The organism is Maritimibacter alexandrii (genome assembly GCF_005871115.1).
In the GTDB taxonomy this organism is placed as follows: domain Bacteria; phylum Pseudomonadota; class Alphaproteobacteria; order Rhodobacterales; family Rhodobacteraceae; genus Maritimibacter; species Maritimibacter alkaliphilus.
Window position 1 is genome coordinate 1 of sequence record NZ_SWKQ01000020.1, and the last position, 19459, is coordinate 19459.

Annotated in this window: 15 protein-coding genes and 1 pseudogene; all 16 read right to left on the bottom strand. The window is 65.8% G+C overall.

The genetic code is table 11. The features are described 5' to 3' along the window. A pseudogene (locus tag FCT00_RS21715) lies at positions 1 to 367 on the bottom strand (hypothetical protein); the annotation flags it as partial. Further along, positions 321 to 1094 carry an integrin alpha gene (locus tag FCT00_RS21075; protein ID WP_235889252.1) on the bottom strand — a complete coding sequence of 258 codons (774 nt, stop codon included), beginning with the start codon at positions 1092 to 1094 and terminating at the stop codon, positions 321 to 323. The pseudogene FCT00_RS21715 and the gene FCT00_RS21075, both read right to left, overlap by 47 nt. A gap of 164 nt (positions 1095 to 1258) precedes the next feature. Next, positions 1259 to 3112, bottom strand: coding sequence for a 4-alpha-glucanotransferase (gene malQ / locus FCT00_RS21080; protein ID WP_138424561.1), 1854 nt, complete (start codon positions 3110 to 3112; stop codon positions 1259 to 1261). Further along, the gene (gene glgX, locus FCT00_RS21085; RefSeq protein ID WP_138424562.1) at positions 3109 to 5163 is read right to left on the bottom strand and encodes a glycogen debranching protein GlgX; all 2055 of its coding nucleotides are present in this window, start codon (positions 5161 to 5163) and stop codon (positions 3109 to 3111) included. Before glgX ends, malQ begins: the two co-directional genes overlap by 4 nt. Next, a complete protein-coding gene (gene glgA, locus FCT00_RS21090) occupies positions 5160 to 6572 on the bottom strand; it encodes a glycogen synthase GlgA (RefSeq protein ID WP_138424563.1) in 1413 nt (470 codons plus the stop codon). The genes glgX and glgA overlap by 4 nt, the downstream gene beginning before the upstream one ends. Next, the gene (gene glgC / locus FCT00_RS21095; protein ID WP_138424564.1) at positions 6569 to 7831 is read right to left on the bottom strand and encodes a glucose-1-phosphate adenylyltransferase; all 1263 of its coding nucleotides are present in this window, start codon (positions 7829 to 7831) and stop codon (positions 6569 to 6571) included. The genes glgA and glgC overlap by 4 nt, the downstream gene beginning before the upstream one ends. A gap of 38 nt (positions 7832 to 7869) precedes the next feature. Then, complete coding sequence (gene glgB, locus FCT00_RS21100) at positions 7870 to 10038, bottom strand: 1,4-alpha-glucan branching protein GlgB (RefSeq protein WP_235889253.1); 2169 nt, start codon at positions 10036 to 10038, stop codon at positions 7870 to 7872. A gap of 66 nt (positions 10039 to 10104) precedes the next feature. Beyond that, positions 10105 to 12477, bottom strand: a complete 2373-nt coding sequence (locus FCT00_RS21105) for a glycogen/starch/alpha-glucan phosphorylase (protein WP_138424566.1) — start codon at positions 12475 to 12477, stop codon at positions 10105 to 10107. Between the two features lie 164 nt (positions 12478 to 12641). Continuing rightward, positions 12642 to 13226, bottom strand: coding sequence for a GNAT family N-acetyltransferase (locus FCT00_RS21110; RefSeq protein ID WP_008329876.1), 585 nt, complete (start codon positions 13224 to 13226; stop codon positions 12642 to 12644). Next, entirely contained in the window at positions 13226 to 14488 is a 1263-nt protein-coding gene (locus FCT00_RS21115) for a M16 family metallopeptidase (protein WP_138424567.1), read from the bottom strand. The genes FCT00_RS21110 and FCT00_RS21115 overlap by 1 nt, the downstream gene beginning before the upstream one ends. Then, positions 14485 to 15870 carry a threonine synthase gene (thrC, locus tag FCT00_RS21120; RefSeq protein WP_138424568.1) on the bottom strand — a complete coding sequence of 462 codons (1386 nt, stop codon included), beginning with the start codon at positions 15868 to 15870 and terminating at the stop codon, positions 14485 to 14487. Before thrC ends, FCT00_RS21115 begins: the two co-directional genes overlap by 4 nt. 160 nt (positions 15871 to 16030) lie before the next feature. Next, complete coding sequence (locus tag FCT00_RS21125) at positions 16031 to 16717, bottom strand: SURF1 family protein (RefSeq protein ID WP_138424569.1); 687 nt, start codon at positions 16715 to 16717, stop codon at positions 16031 to 16033. A 129-nt stretch (positions 16718 to 16846) separates the two neighbouring features. Then, positions 16847 to 17647 carry a cytochrome c oxidase subunit 3 gene (locus FCT00_RS21130; RefSeq protein ID WP_008329887.1) on the bottom strand — a complete coding sequence of 267 codons (801 nt, stop codon included), beginning with the start codon at positions 17645 to 17647 and terminating at the stop codon, positions 16847 to 16849. Between the two features lie 18 nt (positions 17648 to 17665). Beyond that, positions 17666 to 18262, bottom strand: a complete 597-nt coding sequence (locus FCT00_RS21135) for a cytochrome c oxidase assembly protein (RefSeq protein WP_138424570.1) — start codon at positions 18260 to 18262, stop codon at positions 17666 to 17668. Then, complete coding sequence (locus FCT00_RS21140) at positions 18259 to 18447, bottom strand: hypothetical protein (RefSeq protein WP_138424571.1); 189 nt, start codon at positions 18445 to 18447, stop codon at positions 18259 to 18261. The genes FCT00_RS21135 and FCT00_RS21140 overlap by 4 nt, the downstream gene beginning before the upstream one ends. Then, complete coding sequence (gene cyoE, locus FCT00_RS21145) at positions 18447 to 19379, bottom strand: heme o synthase (RefSeq protein WP_008329892.1); 933 nt, start codon at positions 19377 to 19379, stop codon at positions 18447 to 18449. The genes FCT00_RS21140 and cyoE overlap by 1 nt, the downstream gene beginning before the upstream one ends. Positions 19380 to 19459 lie beyond the last annotated feature (80 nt).

The window sequence follows — 19459 nt, forward strand, 5'->3', positions numbered from 1 at the left end:
CGGTGAGCGTATCGCCCTGCGCATCGCCGCCCGTGCCGGTGCCCGCGCCGAGATCGACGGTCACGCCCGCCGCGGACTTCTTGTAGACCGCCAGATCCGCGCCCCCGACCCCGCCGTCGAGGTCATCCGAGCCAGCCCCGCCCTCGAGCCGGTCCGCGCCCTCGCCACCGTCCAGATCGTCGTCGCCGTCGTCGCCGAAAAGCCAGTCGCGGTCATCCCCGCCCTCGACCATGTCGCCGTCGTCGCCGCCGCGCACCCAGTCGCGCCCGGCCCCGCCCCTAAGCGTGTCGGAACCCGTGCCCCCCAGCACCCGGTCGTCGTCATCCCCACCATCGAGCGTGTCGTCCCCGTCCCCCCCCCTGAAGATCGTCCTCGCCCCCGAGACCGTTCAGGATGTCGCCGAACGGGCTGCCCAAAAGCGTGTTCGGATCGGCCGATCCACTGCGGTCGACCGGCGACGAGGGGCCGCGACCGTAGACGATATAGGCCTTGCCGGAACTGGCCGCGATGTCGTCGTTCAGGTTGGCGCCGATCATGATATCGGCAAGCCCATCCCCGTTCACGTCGCCGGCCGCCGCCGCCGCGATGCCGAAATTGTCGCCGCCGTATTCGCCGTTCATCGCGAAGCCAACGGCGGGAGAGAGGTCGTCGAGATTGACCGTGCCGGGCCCGGTGGTCGACCCGTAGATCACATAGGCCGCGCCTGCGCCCACGGCGGAGTCGTCCTGACCATGCGCGGTGACGAGGACTTCGGACAGCCCGTCGCCGTTCATGTCGCCCACGATCGCGATCGCCAGACCCGCATAGTCCTGCGTCGCCCCGCCATAGACGATGAACCCCTCGCTCGCGGTCAGGCTGCCCGCCGCGATGGTCGAAACGGGCGTGGAGCGGCCATAGACGATGTAGGCCGCGCCCGAGAACGTGCCATTTTCGTCGTTGTAACGCGCGCCGACCACCACGTCGTCCAGCCCGTCGCCGTTCACGTCACCTGCGTTGGACACGCTGTAGCCGGCTTGGTCTCCCGCCGCGTCGCCCTGAATGATGACGCCCTGTGACGTGGTCAGAAAAGAAAGGTCGATAACGCGTGCAGACATAAGGCGGTCCCCCCGAACCAATACATTCTAAGCAATCCGAAACGCCGCGCGCGGTGGGCGGCACAATATCGAAAGTCGAAACTCACTTATTTTTAGGGGGAAAATCCGATCCGGCAACCCTGTTTCGGCCTGCCGAGGGTGCGGGCGGCGGTGCGCCGCGCCGCTCAGGTGCCTGTCCGGCCCGCGTCGCCCATGATCCGGGCCGCCGAAGACAGGCCCTCGCTCGCCGCGATCTCGTCCGGTCCGGCGGGCAGGCGTTGGCGCCAGTTCGGGTATTCCGTTACGGTTCCGGGCAGGTTGGGCTGGGCCGACAGGCCGAGCACGTCCTCGACCTGCACCGACACCAGCCGGGACCGCGTGGCGGCCAGAACCGACCACATCGCCTCGGCGCTTTCCGGGGGCGCGTCGCCCCGGAACTGGCCCGACAGCCAGTCGAACCCCGACACTTCGCGCCCACGCCAGTCGAACATGCCCTGCGCGTGCTCGGGCGGGGTCAGACCAATGTCGCGTCGCACCGAAATCTCGCGCCCTTCGCGCCAGCCTTTCCACGTCGGCAGGTCATGGGTCGTGAAGCTCGCGATGACCGATTCGTCGTAGTTTTCGGGCCGTTTGAACACCGGGGGATCTTCACGATGTTCGAAACAGGCAAGGCGGCATCCCAGAATGCCGCTGTCTTGCAATGCCTGTTGCAGCCCATCTGGGATCACGCCAAGGTCTTCGCCCACGATCACCGCCCCGGCGCGCGCGGCCTCGATCCGGGCGACGGCGAGCATCGCGTCGCGGGGCATCTGGACATAGGCCCCCGGTAGGCCATCGGGGACCAGATAGGCGCGCTCGAACCCGAGGATGTGGTCGATCCTGAGCGCGCCTGCGAACCGCAATTGCTGGCGCAGGGTGGCGGCAAGCGCCTCGAACCCGGTGTCGATCAGCTTCACGGGGTTGAAAGGCGCCAGTTGCCAGTTCTGGCCCTGCGGCGCGAAGGCATCGGGCGGCGCACCAAGGCTCGCCCCGAAAGCGAAGGTGTCCCGATCCTCCCACGTTTCGGCCCCGTGAGGATGCGTGCCGACGGCGAGGTCGAGGTAGAGGCCCAGCGCCATGCCCGCGCCCGCCGCCCGGTCACGTGCAGAACTCAGCGCGGTCTCGGCCTGAAACTGAAGCCAAGCGTGGAAATCGACGCGATCCGCCATCTCGCGCGCGGCCTGCGCGACCTTGGGATCGTCCGGGGTCTGATAGGCCACCGGCCACGTATCCCAATAGGCGCCGAAGCGTTCGGACAGCGCCTGATACGTCGCGAAACGGTCAAGCCCGGCGCCCTGTTCGGCCCGCCACGCCGCAAACGCCGGATCGTCGCCCTGTGCCGCGAACCGAACCTCGAGCGCGGCCATGCGCGCCGGGGTTTCGGCCCCGAAATCGATCAGTTCGCCCCCCGGCGCCCCGTCGGTGTCGAGGTAGACCGAGGCAAAGCGGCGGCGGTGCGACGGTGTATAAGGGCTGAACGCGCCCGGATCGGCGGGGAAGCCCGCGTGGATCGGGTTGATCCCGAGAAAGGCCGCACCCTGCCGGGCGGCCCCTTCGGCCATGCGGGCAAGGTCGCCGTAGCCCCCGATCCCGCCGACGGTCGTGGGCCTGAGCCCGGCCAGCGGGACCATCAGGCCCCAACTGCGCGCGGGAAGCGGCAGCCGCGCGGGCGCGACGAGCAGCCAGCAGACCGCGCCGTCCGCCGCCAGCCGATGCCGACCAAGGGGCAATGGCGGCAACGGCCCCTGCCCCTCGCCCTCGGTGCCGTCCTCATAGGTGAGGGACCACGGGACCGCTGTCAGCTCGGGGGCGTCACCCGGTTCGCAGATATGCCAGCGCGGCAGGGCGCGCTCCGGCTCGGGCGCGTCGGTTTCGCTCAGGCCCAGCGCGGCCAGCAAGGCCGCCTTGGTCTCCGTCGACGTCTCTCGCCAGACCCCGAACAAGTCACGGTATTCGCTCAGGATGCCCGCCCGCGCGGCGCGGTCGTCGAGCGCGCTCATACCCGCTCCATGCACAGAGCCGCCACGGCGGTCTCGGCCAGATCGTATGCGCCGGACACCGCCGCGGGTTCGGCCAGAGGCTGCGCGGTGTCGATGTGGCGCACCCAATGGAAGCCGTCCGGGCAGGCGGGCAGTTGCAGCGCCACCGCATCGCCCGCGTTGAAGGCAAGGTAGATCGCATCCTCGCGCTGTGCGTAGGACGGCGTGCCCGAGGCGATCCGCAACTCGGCGCACAGTGTCTGGTTGTGACCGTTGGTCCAGTCCGAGCGTGTCATTTCCTGCCCGTCCGGACGCCACCAGAACAGGTCGATCACCCCGTCGACCTTGCGCGGCACCGAGTGCAGGAACCGTTTCTGGCGCAGGATCGGGTGGCGCTTGCGGAACGCGATGAGGCGCGCGGTGAAGGCGCGAAACGCCTCGTCCGCGCGTGCCCAGTCGATCCACGTCACGTCGTTGTCCTGCGCATAGGCGTTATTGTTGCCGTTCTGGCTGTGCCCGATCTCGTCACCGCCAAGGATCATCGGCGTGCCTTGCGACAGAAGCAGCGTCGCCATCATGTTGCGCCGCCTCAGCGCCCGCGCCGCGACGATCTGCTTGTCCTTGGTCGGCCCTTCGATCCCCATGTTGTCGGAATGGTTCTCGCCATGCCCGTCGCGGTTGTCTTCCCCGTTGGCCTCGTTGTGCTTTTCGGCGTAGCTCACCACGTCCGTCAGCGTGAAGCCGTCATGCGCGGTCAGCAGGTTGACCGAGGATGTGGCGGCCCGGCCGGAATGGTCGAACTGGCCCGCCGACCCGGTGATCCTGTCCGCAAGCACCGGGACGTGCCCCAGATCGCCGCGCCAGAACCGGCGCACGCCGTCGCGATACTGGTCGTTCCATTCGGCGAAGGGCGGCGGATAGGCGCCAAGCTGATAGCCCCCCGGCCCGATGTCCCACGGCTCGGCGATCAGCTTTTTCGTGGCGAGCAACGGGTCTTGTCTGAGCGCCTTGAAGAACGCGGCGTTCCGGTCGAACCCCTCCGCCGTACGCCCAAGTGTCGAGCACAGGTCGAACCGGAACCCGTCCACCCCCATCGTGCCCGCCCAATAGCGCAAGCTGTCCAGCACCATGCGCAGAACCATGGGATGTTCGAGGTTGAGCGTATTTCCGGTGCCGGTGTCGTTCACATACTGACTCGGATCTTCGGCGAGTCGATAGTAGCTCGCGTTGTCGAGCCCGCGGAAACCGAGCGTCGGACCAAGTTCGTCGCCTTCGCCGGTGTGGTTGTAGACCACGTCGAGGATGACCTCGATCCCGGCGGCGTGGAAGCGCGCGACCATCTGTTGAAACTCGTCGATCCGGCCCGTGGACAGGTAACGCGGCGCGGGGGCGAAGAAGCCGACGGTCTGATAGCCCCAGTAGTTCACCAGCCCCTTTTCGACGAGGAACCGGTCGTTGAGAAAGGCATGGACCGGCAGAAGCTCCACCGCGGTCACACCCAGCTTCCCCAGATGGTCGAGCGCGGGGTCCGAGGCCATGGCGGCAAAGCTTCCCGGCGCATCCACCCCCGGCATGAGTTGCGTGAACCCTTTGACATGCGCCTCGTAGATCACTGTCTGATCGAGCGCCGTCACGGGCGCGTGGCCCCCGCCCCAGTCGAAGGTCGGGTCGGCGACGATGCTTTTGGTGGCGAACGGCGCACTGTCGCGGTCGTCGGGCGCCTCGGCCCCGCCGAACAGCGCGTCGTTCCATTCGGGCTGGCCGGTCAATTGGCGCGCGTAGGGGTCGATCAGCAGTTTCGCGGGATTGAAGCAATGCCCGGCTTTCGGGTCGAACGGACCCTCGGCCCGAAAGCCATAGTGCTGGCCCACCCCGATGCCCGGCACATGGACGTGCCAGACGTCGCCGTCACGCTCCGGCAGCGCGATGCGCGTCTCGCGCCCGTCCGCGTCGAACAGGCAGAGATGCATCGCCTCGGCATTCTCGGAAAACACCGAAAAGCTGACGCCATCCCCCACGACATGCGCGCCAAGCCGGGTCGGGTCCCCGGCATACACCTGTCTGTCGCTCATCCGGCCTTGACCATCCCCGCATAGAGCGCCGCGTATTGGGCGGCGGAATGGCCCCAGTCGACCGGGGCGGCCATCGCGTTTTTCATCATCTGCGTCCAGGTCGGTTGATCGTGATACAGATTGACCAGTTTCATCAGCGCCTGCGCAAGGGCCTGCGCGGTGACGGGGTTGAATTGAATGCCCGTGGCGGCCCCCGCTGCCAATCCGGCAGGCGATGCGTTTATTACGGTATCGGCCAGACCACCCGTAAGGGCCACGACGGGCAGCGTTCCGTGGTGCAGACCGTAAAGCTGCGTCAGTCCGCACGGTTCGAATCGCGACGGGACGAGGATCGCGTCGCCGCCGACGATCATCCGGTGGGCGAGGTCTTCGTCATACCCGATGGTCACCGCCACGCCCGGATGCTGTGCGGCGAAGTCGCGGTAGGCGGCCTCGAGCCCCGGCTCGCCAGTGCCGAGCAGGATCAGTTGCCCGCCGTTGTCCAAAAGCGCAGGCAGCGCCATGAGCAGAAGGTCCAGACCCTTTTGTTCGGTCAGGCGCGAGACGACGACGCAGACCGGGCCATCCCAATCGGGCAGGTCGAATTCGCGGCGCAGCGCGGCCCGGTGCTTGGCCTTGCCCGCGGGCTTGGTGAAGGGCGGTTTCCACGCCTCGCCGTCGATCCCGTTCAGGATGCCCACAACGTCGGCCTGCCGCGCCCGCAACAGCCCGTCCATCCCCACACCATAGTCCGGCGTCATGATCTCGGCCGCATATGTGGGCGAGACCGTGGTGATTTTGTCGGCATAGACCAGCCCGGCCTTCAGCGCCGAGATATCGCCCCAGAACTCGTACCCGTCCTGCGTGAACTCGCCCGGCGGCAGGCCAAGGGTGCCCACCATGGCGCCCGGTGCCATGCCCTGAAACGCGATGTTATGGATCGTGATGACGCTGGCCACCCGGTCGCCCGCCCCCATTTCGCGCAGGTAAAGCGGCGCGAGGCCTGCTTGCCAGTCGTGGCAATGAAGTACATCGGGCGACCACCCCTTGACCCCCTCCGCCGCCACCCGCGCGCCTGCGAGCGACAGGGCCGCGAAGCGTTGCGGATTGTCGGGCCAATCGGCCCCGGAGGCGTCGTTGTAAGGCCCGCCCTCCCGGTCGAATAGGTGCGGCGCATCGAGCGCGTAGAGCACCCCGTCACCCAGCTTGCCCGCCCGCAGGCTGGCCGGGCCGCCGAACAGATCGTCCCACGTCATCACCGCCTTGGCCTTGCCCAGCGCGGCCATCACCTTGGGATAGCCCGGCACCAGAACGCGCATCTCGACGCCCTGCCCCGCAAGCGCGGCAGGCAGCGCGCCGACCACGTCGGCCAGCCCCCCGGTCTTGATCAGCGGCACGCATTCCGAGGCGACCGAGAGCACCTTGGTCATAGGCTGGCCGCCCGCCTGTCCAGCATATCCTGCGTGATCAGCGTGACGCCGCCGGGGGTCACACGGAACCACCTGGCATCCTCCTCCGGGTCTTCGCCCACCACCAGCCCCTCGGGGATATGGACGCCCCGGTTCACAACGACGTCCGTCAGACGAGCATGGCGCGAGACATAGACACGCGGGAGCGCCACGACCCGTTCGAGCGAGGAATAGGAATTGGTGTGGCACTGGGTAAAGAGCAGAGATTCACGAATTTCGGTGCCCGACACGATGCAGCCCCCGGCGATCATCGAGCTGACCGCCGAGCCGCGCCGATCCTTTTCGTCATGGATGAACTTGGCGGGCGGGGTCAGCTCGGAATAGGTCCAGATCGGCCAGTCGGTGTCCCAAAGGTCAAGCTCGGGGTCGAAGGTCGTGAGGTCGATGTTCGCCCGCCAGAACGCGTCCACCGTGCCCACGTCGCGCCAATAGGCGGGCGCGCCCGGTGCGCGCACGCAACTGTCACCGAAGCGGTGCGCCTGCGCGTGGCCGGTTCGCACGATGTCGGGGATCATGTCGTTGCCGAAATCGTGGCTCGAACCCTCGTCCTCGATATCGGCCAGCAGGCGCTCGCGCAGGTATTTCCAACTGAACACGTAGATGCCCATGCTGACGAGCGTGTGGTCGGGGTCGCCCGGCAGCCCCGGCGGGTCGGCGGGCTTTTCCAGGAACGATGTGATCCGGTCGCCCTCATCCACCGCCATGCAGCCGAATGCGCTCGCCTCGTGCCGGTCGACGGTCAGGCAACCCACGGTCACCTCGGCCCCGGTTTCGACGTGCTGCCGGATCATCACCTCGTAATCCATCTTGTAGATGTGGTCGCCCGCGAGGATCACGATGTAGTCCACGTCGTAGCTGTCGATGATGTCGATGTTCTGCGCGACCGCATCCACCGTGCCGCGATACCACGTCTGTTCGTTGTAGCGTTGCGAGGCGGGTAGAATATCGAGAAACTCGTTGCGCTCGGCCCGAAAGAAGTTCCAGCCGCGCTGACAATGGCGGATCAGCGAATGGGCCTTGTATTGCGTGGCAAGCGCGATCTTGCGGATGCCGGAGTTCAGCGCGTTCGACAGCGCGAAGTCGATGATCCGGCTCTTGCCGCCGAAATAGACCGCCGGTTTCACCCGGCTCGACGTCAGTTCATGCAGGCGCGAGCCGCGCCCCCCGGCAAGGACGAAGGCCATGCTTCGCGCGGCCAGTCTCTGGTTCCTGTTCGGCATTGGCTTTCCTCTCCTCCCTGATGGCGGCCGGGCCGCCGTTACCCCTCATGCACGAGATAGACCGCCGACAGCGGCGGCACGGTCAGTTCCGCGATGGCCGGCAAGCCGTGGCTGGCGCCTTCGGTCGCGGTGACGCCGCCGAGGTTGCCCCGGTTGCCCCCGCCGTAGATCGCCGCATCGGTATTCAGCGCCTCGCGCCAGAGGCCCGTATGGGGCAAACCGATGCGATAGCCCGTCTGTTCCTGCGGCGTGAAATTACAGATCACTGCGACGGGCGGATCGCCCGCTTCGCCCCGCCGGATCCATGAAAACACCGAATTGCGCGTGTCCCCGCCTTCGATCCACTGGAACCCCTCGGGGTCGGCGTCGCGGGCGTAAAGCGCGGGGGTGGAGGTGTAGAGCCGATTAAGGTCACGAACGAGCGCCTGCATCCCGGCGTGGTTGTCATCGCCCAGACAGGCCCAATCGACCTCGCCGTCATGGTTCCACTCGGCCCATTGCGCGATCTCCTGCCCCATGAACAAAAGCTTCTTGCCGGGGTGGCCCCACATGAAGCCGTAATAGGCGCGCAGGTTCGCGAATTTCTCCCACCCGGTCCCCGGCATCTTGCCGATCATCGAGCCTTTGCCGTGCACCACCTCATCATGGCTGATCGGCAGGATGAAGTTCTCGGAAAAGGCGTAGTTCATGCCGAAGGTCATCTGGTGGTGATGATGGGCGCGGTAGATCGGGTCTTTGCGGATGTATTCGAGCGTGTCGTTCATCCAGCCCATGTTCCACTTGAAGCCAAAGCCCAGACCGCCCGCATCGACCGGGGCCGAGACGCCCGGATAGGCCGTGCTTTCCTCGGCCACCGTCATGATGCCCGTGTCGTGGCCATAGGTCGCGGTGTTCATCCGGCGCAGCATGTCGATGGCTTCGTAATTCTCGCGCCCGCCGTCCTTGTTCGGCACCCATTCACCTTGGGGACGCGAGTAGTCGCGGTAGAGCATCGAGGCGACGGCATCCACGCGCAGCCCGTCGGCGTGGTATTCCTCCAACCAATACAAGGCGTTGGCGATCAGGTAGTTCGAAACCTCGCGCCGCCCGTAGTTGTAGATCAGGGTGTTCCAGTCGTGGTGAAATCCCTCTTTCGGGTCGGCATGTTCGTAAAGCGGCGTGCCGTCGAAGCGACCCAACCCATGCGCGTCGGTCGGGAAATGCCCCGGCACCCAATCAAGCAGAACGCCGATCCCGGCGCGGTGCGCGGCGTTCACCAGATCGCGAAATTCGTGCGGCAGGCCGCAGCGGATCGTCGGTGCGAACAGCCCGATGGGCTGATAGCCCCATGAGCCGTCGAAGGGATATTCGGACACTGGCATCAGCTCGATATGGGTAAAGCCCATGTCCTTGACGTAAGCCACCAGTTCGTCCGCCGCCTCGACGTAGGAAATCGGCCGCCCCCCGTCCTTTCGGCGCCATGACGGCAGATGCACCTCGTAGATCGAGATCGGGGCGCGGCGGTCGTGGCGTTCGGGGCGGGTGTGCATCCACAGATCGTCGGACCAGCCATAGCCCGAGATGTCGCGCACGACGCTGGCGTTCGCGGGTGGATGTTCCGAGCCAAAGCCGACCGGGTCGGCCTTGCGCGGCTGGGTGGTGCCGTCCGCGCCCTTGATGTCGTAGCGGTAGAGCGCCCCGTCGCCCAAGCCCGGCACGAAAATCTCCCACACCCCCGTTCCGCCGCGTCTGCGCATCGGCGTGCGGCGCTCGTCCCAAAGGTTGAAGTCACCGACCAGAGACACCCGCCGCGCGTTCGGCGCCCAGACCGCGAAATGCGTGCCTCGGGTGCCTTCATGTTCGGTGACGTGGGCGCCCAGCGCCTCCCACAGCCTGAGGTGATTGCCCTCGCCCAAGAGGTATTCGTCGATCTCGCCCAGCACGGGGCCGAAGCGGTAGGGGTCGTCCCAGTCCCACGCGGCCTCGTCCGTTTCGCCGCGCAAGGTATAGGGATCGGTCCCGGCCACCGGCCCACGGAACAGGCCCGGCGCGCCTTCGACGGGGTCCAGTGGAAAGGTCTGATCACCGACCAGCGCCGACACCCGCGCCGCACCGGGATCGAAAGCCGTCACGACGCGGCCGTCCCCGGCCTTATGTGGCCCCAGCACCGAAAAGGGGTCGTCGTGATCGGCGTCGAGCAGACGCTGCACGTCGGTCGGGGATGTCATGTTAGCGCCCATAGTCCGACCCTAACCGCTTCGCCGCATGGATCAATGACCCCGGTCAAATTCCGCTCACAACAGGCTTTCCGCGTTCCAGATGTCGGACATGTAGCCCCGGATCGTCCGGTCGGACGAGAACCAGCCGGAGCGGGCAGTGTTGAGCGCCGCCATCCGGTCCCACGCCTTGTCGTCCCGGAACACGACGTCCACCTCGCGCTGCGCACGCCAGTAGTCGGTGAAGTCGGAACAGACGAGGAAATAATCCGGCCCTTCGAGGTTCTCGACGATGCCGCGATACCTGTCCGTTTCACCCGGCGAGAACCGCCCGTCGCGGATCAGGTCGAGCGCCCCTTTGAGCCGGTCGTCCGCCGCGACGGCCAAGCCCGCGTGCCCCTCGACACGCCGCCGATCCTCGACCTCCTGTGCCGTCATCCCAAAGAGGAAAAAGTTGTCCGCCCCCACGCGTTCGCGGATTTCCACGTTGGCGCCGTCGAGCGTGCCGATGGTGGGCGCGCCGTTCAGCGCAAGCTTCATGTTGCCCGTGCCGGACGCCTCTTTCCCCGCCGTCGAGACCTGTTCCGACAGGTCCGCCGCCGGGATCATCCGCTCGGCGAGCGAGACGTTGTAGTTCGGCAGGAAGGCGATCTTGAGCATCCCTTGCGTCACCGGATCGTTGTTGATGACGCTGGCCGCGTCGTTGATGAGCCGGATGATGTCCTTGGCGAAGAAATACCCCGGCGCGGCCTTGCCCCCGAAGAGCTTCAGACGAGGGGTCCAGTCCGCGTTCGGGTTCTCGCGCATCTCCTGCCAGAGCGCGATGGTTTCGAGAATATTCAGGTGCTGGCGTTTGTACTCGTGGATGCGCTTGATCTGCACGTCGAAGAGCGCGTCCGGGTCGGCGTGCATCCCGTAGGTGTCCCGCATCCAGTTCGACAGCCACACTTTGTTGTCGCGTTTCACGGCGTCGAATTTTTGCAGCCACCCGGCATCGTCGATGAACGGCTCCAGCTTCGACAGCTGCTCCAGATCGTCAACCCAGCCGTCGCCGATGCTGTCGGTGATGATTCCCGCGAGGCCGGGGTTGCAGGACAGAAGCCAGCGGCGCGGCGTGACCCCGTTGGTCTGGTTCACGATCCGGTCGGGGTGCAGGCCGTGAAGTTCGGAAAACACGGTGGTTTTCATCAGGTCGGTGTGCAGCGCCGAGACCCCGTTCACCTTGTGCGCCATGACGAAGGACAGCTGCCCCATTTTGACCGACTGGTCGGCGCGCATGGATTGGGTGCGGCTGGGGTTGCGGCCAGCGTGCGTGGCGTCGATCCGGTCGATGATGCCGATGTGGCGTGGCAGGAGGCGGCCGAAAAGCTGCTCGCCCCACGCCTCGAGCGCCTCGGGCAGAAGCGTGTGGTTGGTGTAGGACAGGCAGCCTTGGGCGATCTCCATCGCCTCGTCGAAGTCGAAGCCTTTCTCGTCCACCAGAATGCGGATCAGCTCCGGCCCCGCGATGGCCGGATGCGTGTCGTTCAGCTGGATCGCGACCTTTTCGGGAAGCTTGCGCAGATCGTCGAACTGGTTGGAGAACCGGCGCAGGATGTCGCGCAGGGCCGAGGCGGTCAGGAAATACTCCTGCTTCAGCCGCAACTCGCGCCCCTGCTCGGTGGTGTCGTCGGGATAGAGCACGCGGGAGATGGTGCGCGCCAGCGCCTCGGGCGCGGCGGCACGTGCGAAATCGCCGTGGTTGAAGGCGTCGAGGTCGAAGGGGTGGATCGCGCGGCCAGACCACAGGCGCAGGGTGTTGGCCCAGCGCCCCTTCCAGCCGACCGTGGGCGTGTCGAACGCCTCGGCCTCGACCTCTTCGCCGGGATGCCAGCGGTAGTGGCCGTCGCGCACATCGACATGGCCGCCGAAGCCGATGCGATAGCGCACCTCGGGCCGCTCGAATTCCCACGCGTGACGCTGGCCGAGCCACAACTCCGGCTGTTCGATCTGCCGCCCGTCCACGAAGCTCTGGCGAAACAGCCCGTGTTCATAGCGAATGCCATAGCCATGCGCCGGGCAGCCGATGGTCGACAGGCTCTCCATGAAACAGGCCGCGAGCCGCCCCAGACCGCCGTTCCCCAGCGCCGCGTCAGGCTCGTCGGCCAGAACGGTGTCGTAGTCGTAGCCGAACTCCGCCAGAACCTCGCGCGCCTCGTCGACAAGCTCGAGGTTGACCAGACCGTCCTCCAACAACCGCCCGATCAGATATTCCATCGACAGGTAATAAACCCGCTTGGCCCCGGTCTCGTAGGTGCGCTTGGTGGATTTGAACCACGCGTCCACGATCCGGTCGCGCACGCCAAGGCTCAACGCCATGCGCCAGTCCTCAAGAATTGCGTGGTCCGGATCCTTGCCGAAGGAATAGGTGAGGTGACGCAGGATGGACTCGCGGAAGGAAGGGGTCGTCATGGGGGGCCTCGGAAAACGTGACGTGACTCGGGACAGAACGCTGCCCTCTGTCGATTAGGAAAGCTTTGCTGACGTGAATGGCAAGCGGAACGCGACATCGGGCGCAAGATCGGCGGGTCCGGATGCGGTTCTGCCCAAGGCTTGTGCGGTCGGAAAACCGGGGGTCACCCCGCGTCGGTGCGCCCGCGCCGGTCGGATCGCAGCGCCGAATACAGCACGTGATTGCGCCAGCGCCCGTTGATCTGAAGGTAGCTTTGCGCGACGCCCTCGTATTTGAAGCCGCATTTTTCCAGCACGCCCCGCGACGGGGTGTTTTCGGGCAGGCACCCGGCCTCGAGCCGGGACAGGTCCAGTTCGGTGAAGGCGTGATGCACCACCGCCGTCAATGCCTCGCGCATGTAGCCGTAGCGCGCGAAGGGCTGTCCGATCCAGTAGCCGCAGGTGGCGCTTTGCGCCGGGCCGCGCCGGATGTTGTCGAGCGTGATCGCGCCCACCAGCACGTTGTCGGCGCGGCGGATAATGAGCAGCGGCAGGGCGGACCCCTGCGCGACCGAGCGATTGACCCAGTAGACCCGGTTGGTGAAGCCCTTACGCGTCAAATGATCGGCGGCCCAAGTCGGCTCCCACGGCGTCAGGAAATCCCGGCTGGCCGCCCGCAGTTCCGTCCACGCGTTGAAATCGCCATGGGTCAGCGGGCGCAAGGTCAGCCTCTCGGTGTCGATCCGAACCTTGCGCGGGCGTCTGAGCATCAGGCGGCGAGCCGTTCTGTCAGTTGGGCGAGGCTCGGCGCGGTCTTGCCGGGGCCATAGATCGCGAGCGCGGCACGCGGATCGCCTGCCACCTGAGACGCGAAATCGGTGACACCTTCCAGCGTGACCGCATCCAGCCGCTCCACCGTTTCCTCGACCGGGACCACGCGGTTCCAGATCGCAACCTGACGCGCCAGCCGTTCGGCCCGCGACGAGGCGCTTTCCAGCCCCATCAGCATCCCGGCGCGCATCTGGGCGCGGGCACGGGCGACTTCGGCTTCGGTCATGTCCGACGTGGCGCGGCGCAGCTCGTCGATGGTCAGTTCGGCCAGCCCCTTGATCTCGCCCGCCGAGGTGCCCGCGTAGATCGTGATGAGGCCGGTGTCAGACCACGCACCCGCCTGCGAAAAGATCGTGTAACACAGCCCGCGCTTTTCCCTCGCCTCCTGGAACAGGCGCGAGGACATGCCGCCACCCAGCGCATTGGCATAGACCTGCGCGGTGTAGATCGCGTCGTCGCGATACCCCGGCCCTTCGAGCGCCAGCGCGAAATGCACCTGTTCGAGCTTCTTGATCTCGGACCGCTCGCCGCCGACGAAACCCGCCGGCTGGATCAGCGTGGATGACGGGCGCTGAAGCCCGCCGAAGGCCTGTTCGCACAGGCGCATGATCTCGTCATGGTCGACGGCCCCCGCGGCGGCGAAGATCATCCGGTCGGGGCCGTAATGCTCATCCACGAAGCCCGCGAGGTCGCCTTGGGCGAAGGCCTGCACCCGTTCGGCGGGACCGAGGATCGGGCGGCCGATGGCCTGACCCGGATAGGCCACTTCCTGCAACCAGTCGAAGATCACGTCGTCAGGGGTGTCGAGCGCCTGACCGATCTCTTGCAGGATCACGCCCCGCTCGACCTCGATCTCATGCGGGTCGAACACCGGGTTCAGCAGGATGTCGGACACGACGTCGATGGCAAGCGCGGTATCTTCGCGCAGCACCCGCGCGTAATAGGCGGTGACTTCGCGGCCCGTGTAGGCGTTGAGATAGCCGCCCACATCCTCGATCTCTTCCGCGATCTGAAGCGGCGTGCGCGTCTTGGTGCCTTTGAAGGCCATGTGTTCGAGGAAATGCGCGATCCCGTTCTGCTCGACGCGTTCGTGCCGCCCCCCGGCGGTGATCCACACGCCAAGGCTCACGCTTTCGATGCCCGGCATATGCTCGGTCACGACGCGGAATCCGTTGGGGAGGGTGTCGTAGTTGATGGTCATGCGCGGCGTTTGCTCCGGATCAGTGTTTCCAGTGCGACGAGGTCGTTGGGCACCTTCGTCACGCGTTCTTCGCGTTCGAACAGGTCCGACATGCGCGGCGGCAGGGCGGCGTCGCGCCCGCAGGCGTCCTTGACCGCAGCCGGGAATTTGGCGGGGTGCGCGGTGGCGAGCGTCACCATCGGCACCTCCGACAGATGCTCGTTCGCGACCTTCACGCCCACGGCTGTGTGGGGGCAGATCACCTCGCCCGTCGTGTCGTAGGTCGTTTTGATCGTGGCCATCGTCTCGTCCTCGGACGCACGGCCCGATTTGAACTGACCGCGCAGAAAGTCGATGGCCCCCTGACTGATGGTGAAGCCGCCGCTTGCAAGGTCCGCCATCTGCTCGGCCACGACCGCGCCATCGCGCCCGTAGGCATCGAACAGCACGCGCTCGAAATTCGACGAAACCTGAATGTCCATCGACGGGCTGATCGACGGCGTGACGCCCGCCTTGGTATAGGCCCCGGTTTCCAGCGTGCGGTGCAGAATGTCGTTCTGGTTCGTCGCGATCACGAGGTCGCGGATCGGCAGGCCCATCGCCCGCGCGATATAGCCCGCGAAGATGTCACCGAAGTTGCCCGTGGGCACGGTGAACGACACCTCGCGATGCGGCGCACCCAGCGCCACGGCGGATGTGAAGTAATACACGACCTGCGCCAGCACCCGCGCCCAGTTGATCGAGTTCACGCCCGCGAGCCGCACTTCGTCGCGGAAGTCGAAATCGTTGAACATATCCTTGAGCTTGGCCTGACAATCGTCGAAGTCGCCCTCGACGGCGAGCGCATGGACGTTGCCCTCGGACGGGGTGGTCATCTGGCGGCGCTGCACCTCGGACACCCGGCCATCGGGGAAGAGGATGAAGACGTCGACGTTGTCCAAGCCCCGGAAGGCCTCGATCGCGGCCGATCCGGTGTCGCCGGACGTGGCACCGACGATGGTGACCTTTTCGCCCCGCCGCTCCAGCGCGCCCTGAAAGAGCTGGCCGATAAGCTGCATCGCGAAATCCTTGAAGGCGAGCGTGGGGCCGTGGAACAGTTCCAGCAGGAAGTGGTTCGGGCCAAGTTGCACCATCGGCGCGCGCACGCTGTGGCCGAAGCCCTCATAGGCGTGGCGGATGCAGGACTTGAGCTGCCCGTCCGGGAATTCCGTGCCGATGAACGGGCGCATCACGGTGTAAGCCACATCCTCGTATGACTGGCCCGCGAGGGCCGCGATCTCGTCATGGCTCATGGTCGGCACGGTTTCGGGAACGTAGAGTCCGCCGTCACGGGCAAGCCCGGTCAGCATGGCTTCTTCGAATGTCAGTTCCGGCGCGGTGCCGCGCGTCGAGACATATTTCATCTGCTCTTGTCCTCATCGTCCGCCGTGGCGGAATTCCCTTGGAAATCCGCTGCGAAGTCCTTGAAGGAATTCGCCGCCCGGTGCCAGCCGATTTGCGCAGGGTCATGTCCCTTTTCGAGGGGATCGGGTGAAAATCCTGCAAGTCGCAAGGCGGCGTGGGTCACGGCTGAATGGCCTGTTCGTGGTTCCGGCGCCGTATACGCCAAAGTGCGAAGCCTGTCATCACCACCCAGGTCACGGCGAACAGGAACCACGTCATCGCGTATTCGAAGTGCTTGTTTCGGATCGCCTCGGTCGTCACCGGCATCGGCAGGATCGCCGGATCGGTCTCGTTGCGGGCGATCACGAGCAGGGGCTCGGTGCCCAGCACCCCGGCCATCTTGTCCACGTCGCGGGCATACCACCAGTTGCCGGCCTCGTCGTCCTCCGGCGTGAACTGGTCGCGTTCGTCCGGCCAATGAAGGTTGCCCTGAACGGTCGCGCCGCTGAGGTTGTGCCGGTCCTCTTTCCTCGCGGTCGGGATGAAACCGCGATCCACCATGATCGCGCGCCCGTCGTCCGTGGTGAAGGGCGCGATGACCCGGAACCCGGCGCCATAGTCGCGGTGCGAGACGAGCACGTGGATTTCGCCCGCGCCGAAGGTGCCCGAGATTTCGACGGGCAGATAACGGTCCGCCCCCGGATCGGGGGTCGCGGGCAGCGCCACCGGATCGCCGCCGATCTGGCTTTCGATCTCGGCGATGATGGCCTGTTTCCATTCGAGCCGCTGGAGCTGCCACACCCCGAGGCTGACGAACACCGCGAGGCCGGCGAAAAGGAGGATGGCGGCGAGTATCTGTTTGAACATGGCGAGGCTTTAGCACCGGTCCGGTCGAGGCTCTAGACAAGACACTGCGATTTCGCGGCGTGTCCCCTGCCCCATAGAAAAACGGGCGAGGTTTCCCCCGCCCGTTCGCAATCAAAACCGTCAGGCCGTTCAGCCGCCCCAGATGTAGACCGCGGCGAAGAGGAAGAGCCACACGACGTCGACGAAGTGCCAGTACCATGCAGCGGCCTCGAACCCGACGTGCTGTTCCTGCGTGAAGTGCCCGGCATAGGCGCGCATCAGGCAGACGAACAGGAAGATCGTGCCGATGATGACGTGGAAGCCGTGGAAGCCGGTCGCCATGAAGAAGGTCGCGCCGTAGATGTTGCCCGACAGGCCGAAGGCGGCGTGCGAGTATTCATAGGCCTGGAAGAAGGTGAAGAGCAGGCCCAGAAGGATCGCGATAATCAGGCCGGTCTTCATGTCCTTGCGGTTGTTCTCATGCACGAGCGCGTGGTGCGCCCAGGTCGCCGCCGCCCCGGAGAGAAGCAGGATCAGCGTGTTGATGAGCGGCAGGTGCCACGGATCGAAGGTCTCGATCCCCGCCGGGGGCCAGACGCCGTCGACCGCCGGGCTTTCCGGGCCCATCGGGTACATGGCGTGCTTGAAGAAGTTCCAGAACCACGCCGCGAAGAACATGACCTCGGACATGATGAACAGGATGAAGCCGTATTTCAGGCCGATCCGCACCACCGGGGTATGGTCGCCCGACTGGCCCTCGTCGACCACGTCCGACCACCACGAGAACATGGTGTAGAGCACGACCAGCAGGCCCGCGAGGAAGATCCACGGACCGGAGTCGTGCATCCATTTCACGGCTCCGAAGAGCATGACGAACGCACCAGCCGCCGCCAAAAGCGGGTTAATCGACGGGGGCAGGATGTGGTAATCGTGGTTCTTGGCGTGGGCCATGTCTTCCGTCCCTGACTTTTAGTTCTGATCCGCCTCGGGGGCTACGGTCGCATCCAATGCGGCGTATTCCTCGGGCAGATCGGTTTCGTGGAATGTATAGGAGAGCGTGATGACCTTGGCAAACTTCGCGTCAAGGTCTTCGGTGATTTCCGGATCGACGTAGAAGGTGACGGGCATCATCACGCTTTCGCCGGGTTCGAGCACCTGCAATTCGAAGCAGAAGCAGTCGATCTTGGTGAAATAGCCGCCTGCCGAATAGGGGGCGACGTTATAGCTGGCCGTGCCCGCGATGGGCCGGTCGGAGGTGTTCGTCGCCTCGTAGAACGCAAGGCCGGTCTCACCCAGCCGCACTTCCATCGTGCGCTGTACCGGCTTGAACTCCCACGGGAAATCGCGCTCGACCGAGCCGTCGAAGCGGATCTTGATGGTCTTGTCGAGGATCGTGTCCGAGGCCTGTGCGGCCACGCCCGTCGTGCCACCGAACCCGGTCACGCGGCAGAACCAGTCGTAAAACGGCACCGCGGCCCAGGCCATCGCGCCCATGAACACGACGACGCCCGACAGCATCAGCGCCGACTTCAGCGGGTTTTTCGGTTTCTCGTCCCGATCGCTCATCTCGCCGCCTTCTCCTGCGCCTGCGCCCAGGGCGCGCCCAGTTCGTCGTTAGGGTCGGTGCCGACCTTGGCGATGGTCAGCCCGTAGACGAGCCCCACGAACAGGACGAGCACGATGCCCAGACCCACGTTGCGCGACAGGCGACGGTTGTGCAGTTCATGTGTTGCGCGCAGTTGACCAGCCATTACCAGCCTCCCAGCCCGAGGGGTGCGAGCGAGGTTTCCACCAGCAGCATCCCGAAGTGAATGAACAGATAGAACAGCGAGAACTTGAAGAACTTCCGCTCGACGAGGTGGCTGTCCGCCTCGCTGTCCGCATCCGTGCGGCGCCAGATGTCGATGGCGCCTTTGATGAACCAGCCGTTCAGGATCACGGCGACGGCCATGTAGGCAGGTCCGCCGATCGAGGTCAGGCCGAGGCCCAGCGCCACGGCGGCCAGCACGAAGGTATAGCCGAGGATATGGTTGCGCGTCACCCGGCGACCGTGGGTAACGGTCAGCATCGGCACGCCCGCGTCCTTGTAGTCGCTCTTGACGAACAGGGCGAGCGACCAGAAATGCGGCGGCGTCCAGGCGAAGGTCAGCGCGAACATCAGGATCGATTCAATGGTAATGTCGCCGGTGACAGCCGCCCAGCCGATCATCGGAGGGAACGCGCCCGCCGCGCCGCCGATGACGATGTTCTGGGGCGTCCAGCGTTTGAGCCACATCGTGTAGATCACGACGTAGAAGAAGATGGTGAAGGCCAGCAGCGCGCCGGCGACCCAGTTGGTCGCGAGGAACAGCAGGATCACCGAAAAGCCGGTGAGTGCCACGCCAAGCCCCAGCGCCTCGCCCGGCTCGACCTTGCCGGCCGGGATCGGGCGCTTGATCGTGCGCTTCATGCGGGCGTCGATGTCGGCGTCCCACCACATGTTCAGCGCGCCGGACGCGCCGCCGCCCACGGCGATGAACAGGATCGCGCAGAGGCCGACGAAGGGATTGATCTGACCGGGGGCGACCAGCAGGCCGACCAGAGCGGTGAACACGACCAGCGACATGACACGCGGTTTCAGGAGGGCGAAGTAATCGCCGAAGCCTGCGTCGCGATCCTGATCGAGAATGGTGGTGTCAGTCATGGTCGTCTTGCCTCGGAGGCCGCGCCGCCACGGGCGGGCCCGCTGGGTGTCGGTCGGGGCCGCTTCAGTGCGGCCCCTGC

Bases quoted from the DNA above. Each gene is read 5' to 3' on its own strand.
- FCT00_RS21140 (WP_138424571.1), bottom strand. From the start codon at position 18,447: ATGGCTGGTCAACTGCGCGCAACACATGAACTGCACAACCGTCGCCTG.
- glgC (WP_138424564.1), bottom strand. From the start codon at position 7,831: ATGCCGAACAGGAACCAGAGACTGGCCGCGCGAAGCATGGCCTTCGTC.
- FCT00_RS21135 (WP_138424570.1), bottom strand. From the start codon at position 18,262: ATGAGCGATCGGGACGAGAAACCGAAAAACCCGCTGAAGTCGGCGCTG.
- glgB (WP_235889253.1), bottom strand. From the start codon at position 10,038: ATGACATCCCCGACCGACGTGCAGCGTCTGCTCGACGCCGATCACGAC.
- FCT00_RS21105 (WP_138424566.1), bottom strand. From the start codon at position 12,477: ATGACGACCCCTTCCTTCCGCGAGTCCATCCTGCGTCACCTCACCTAT.
- glgX (WP_138424562.1), bottom strand. From the start codon at position 5,163: ATGAGCGACAGACAGGTGTATGCCGGGGACCCGACCCGGCTTGGCGCG.
- cyoE (WP_008329892.1), bottom strand. From the start codon at position 19,379: ATGACTGACACCACCATTCTCGATCAGGATCGCGACGCAGGCTTCGGC.
- FCT00_RS21130 (WP_008329887.1), bottom strand. From the start codon at position 17,647: ATGGCCCACGCCAAGAACCACGATTACCACATCCTGCCCCCGTCGATT.
- FCT00_RS21115 (WP_138424567.1), bottom strand. From the start codon at position 14,488: ATGACCATCAACTACGACACCCTCCCCAACGGATTCCGCGTCGTGACC.
- malQ (WP_138424561.1), bottom strand. From the start codon at position 3,112: ATGAGCGCGCTCGACGACCGCGCCGCGCGGGCGGGCATCCTGAGCGAA.
- FCT00_RS21110 (WP_008329876.1), bottom strand. From the start codon at position 13,226: ATGCTCAGACGCCCGCGCAAGGTTCGGATCGACACCGAGAGGCTGACC.
- glgA (WP_138424563.1), bottom strand. From the start codon at position 6,572: ATGACCAAGGTGCTCTCGGTCGCCTCGGAATGCGTGCCGCTGATCAAG.
- FCT00_RS21075 (WP_235889252.1), bottom strand. From the start codon at position 1,094: ATGTCTGCACGCGTTATCGACCTTTCTTTTCTGACCACGTCACAGGGC.
- FCT00_RS21125 (WP_138424569.1), bottom strand. From the start codon at position 16,717: ATGTTCAAACAGATACTCGCCGCCATCCTCCTTTTCGCCGGCCTCGCG.
- thrC (WP_138424568.1), bottom strand. From the start codon at position 15,870: ATGAAATATGTCTCGACGCGCGGCACCGCGCCGGAACTGACATTCGAA.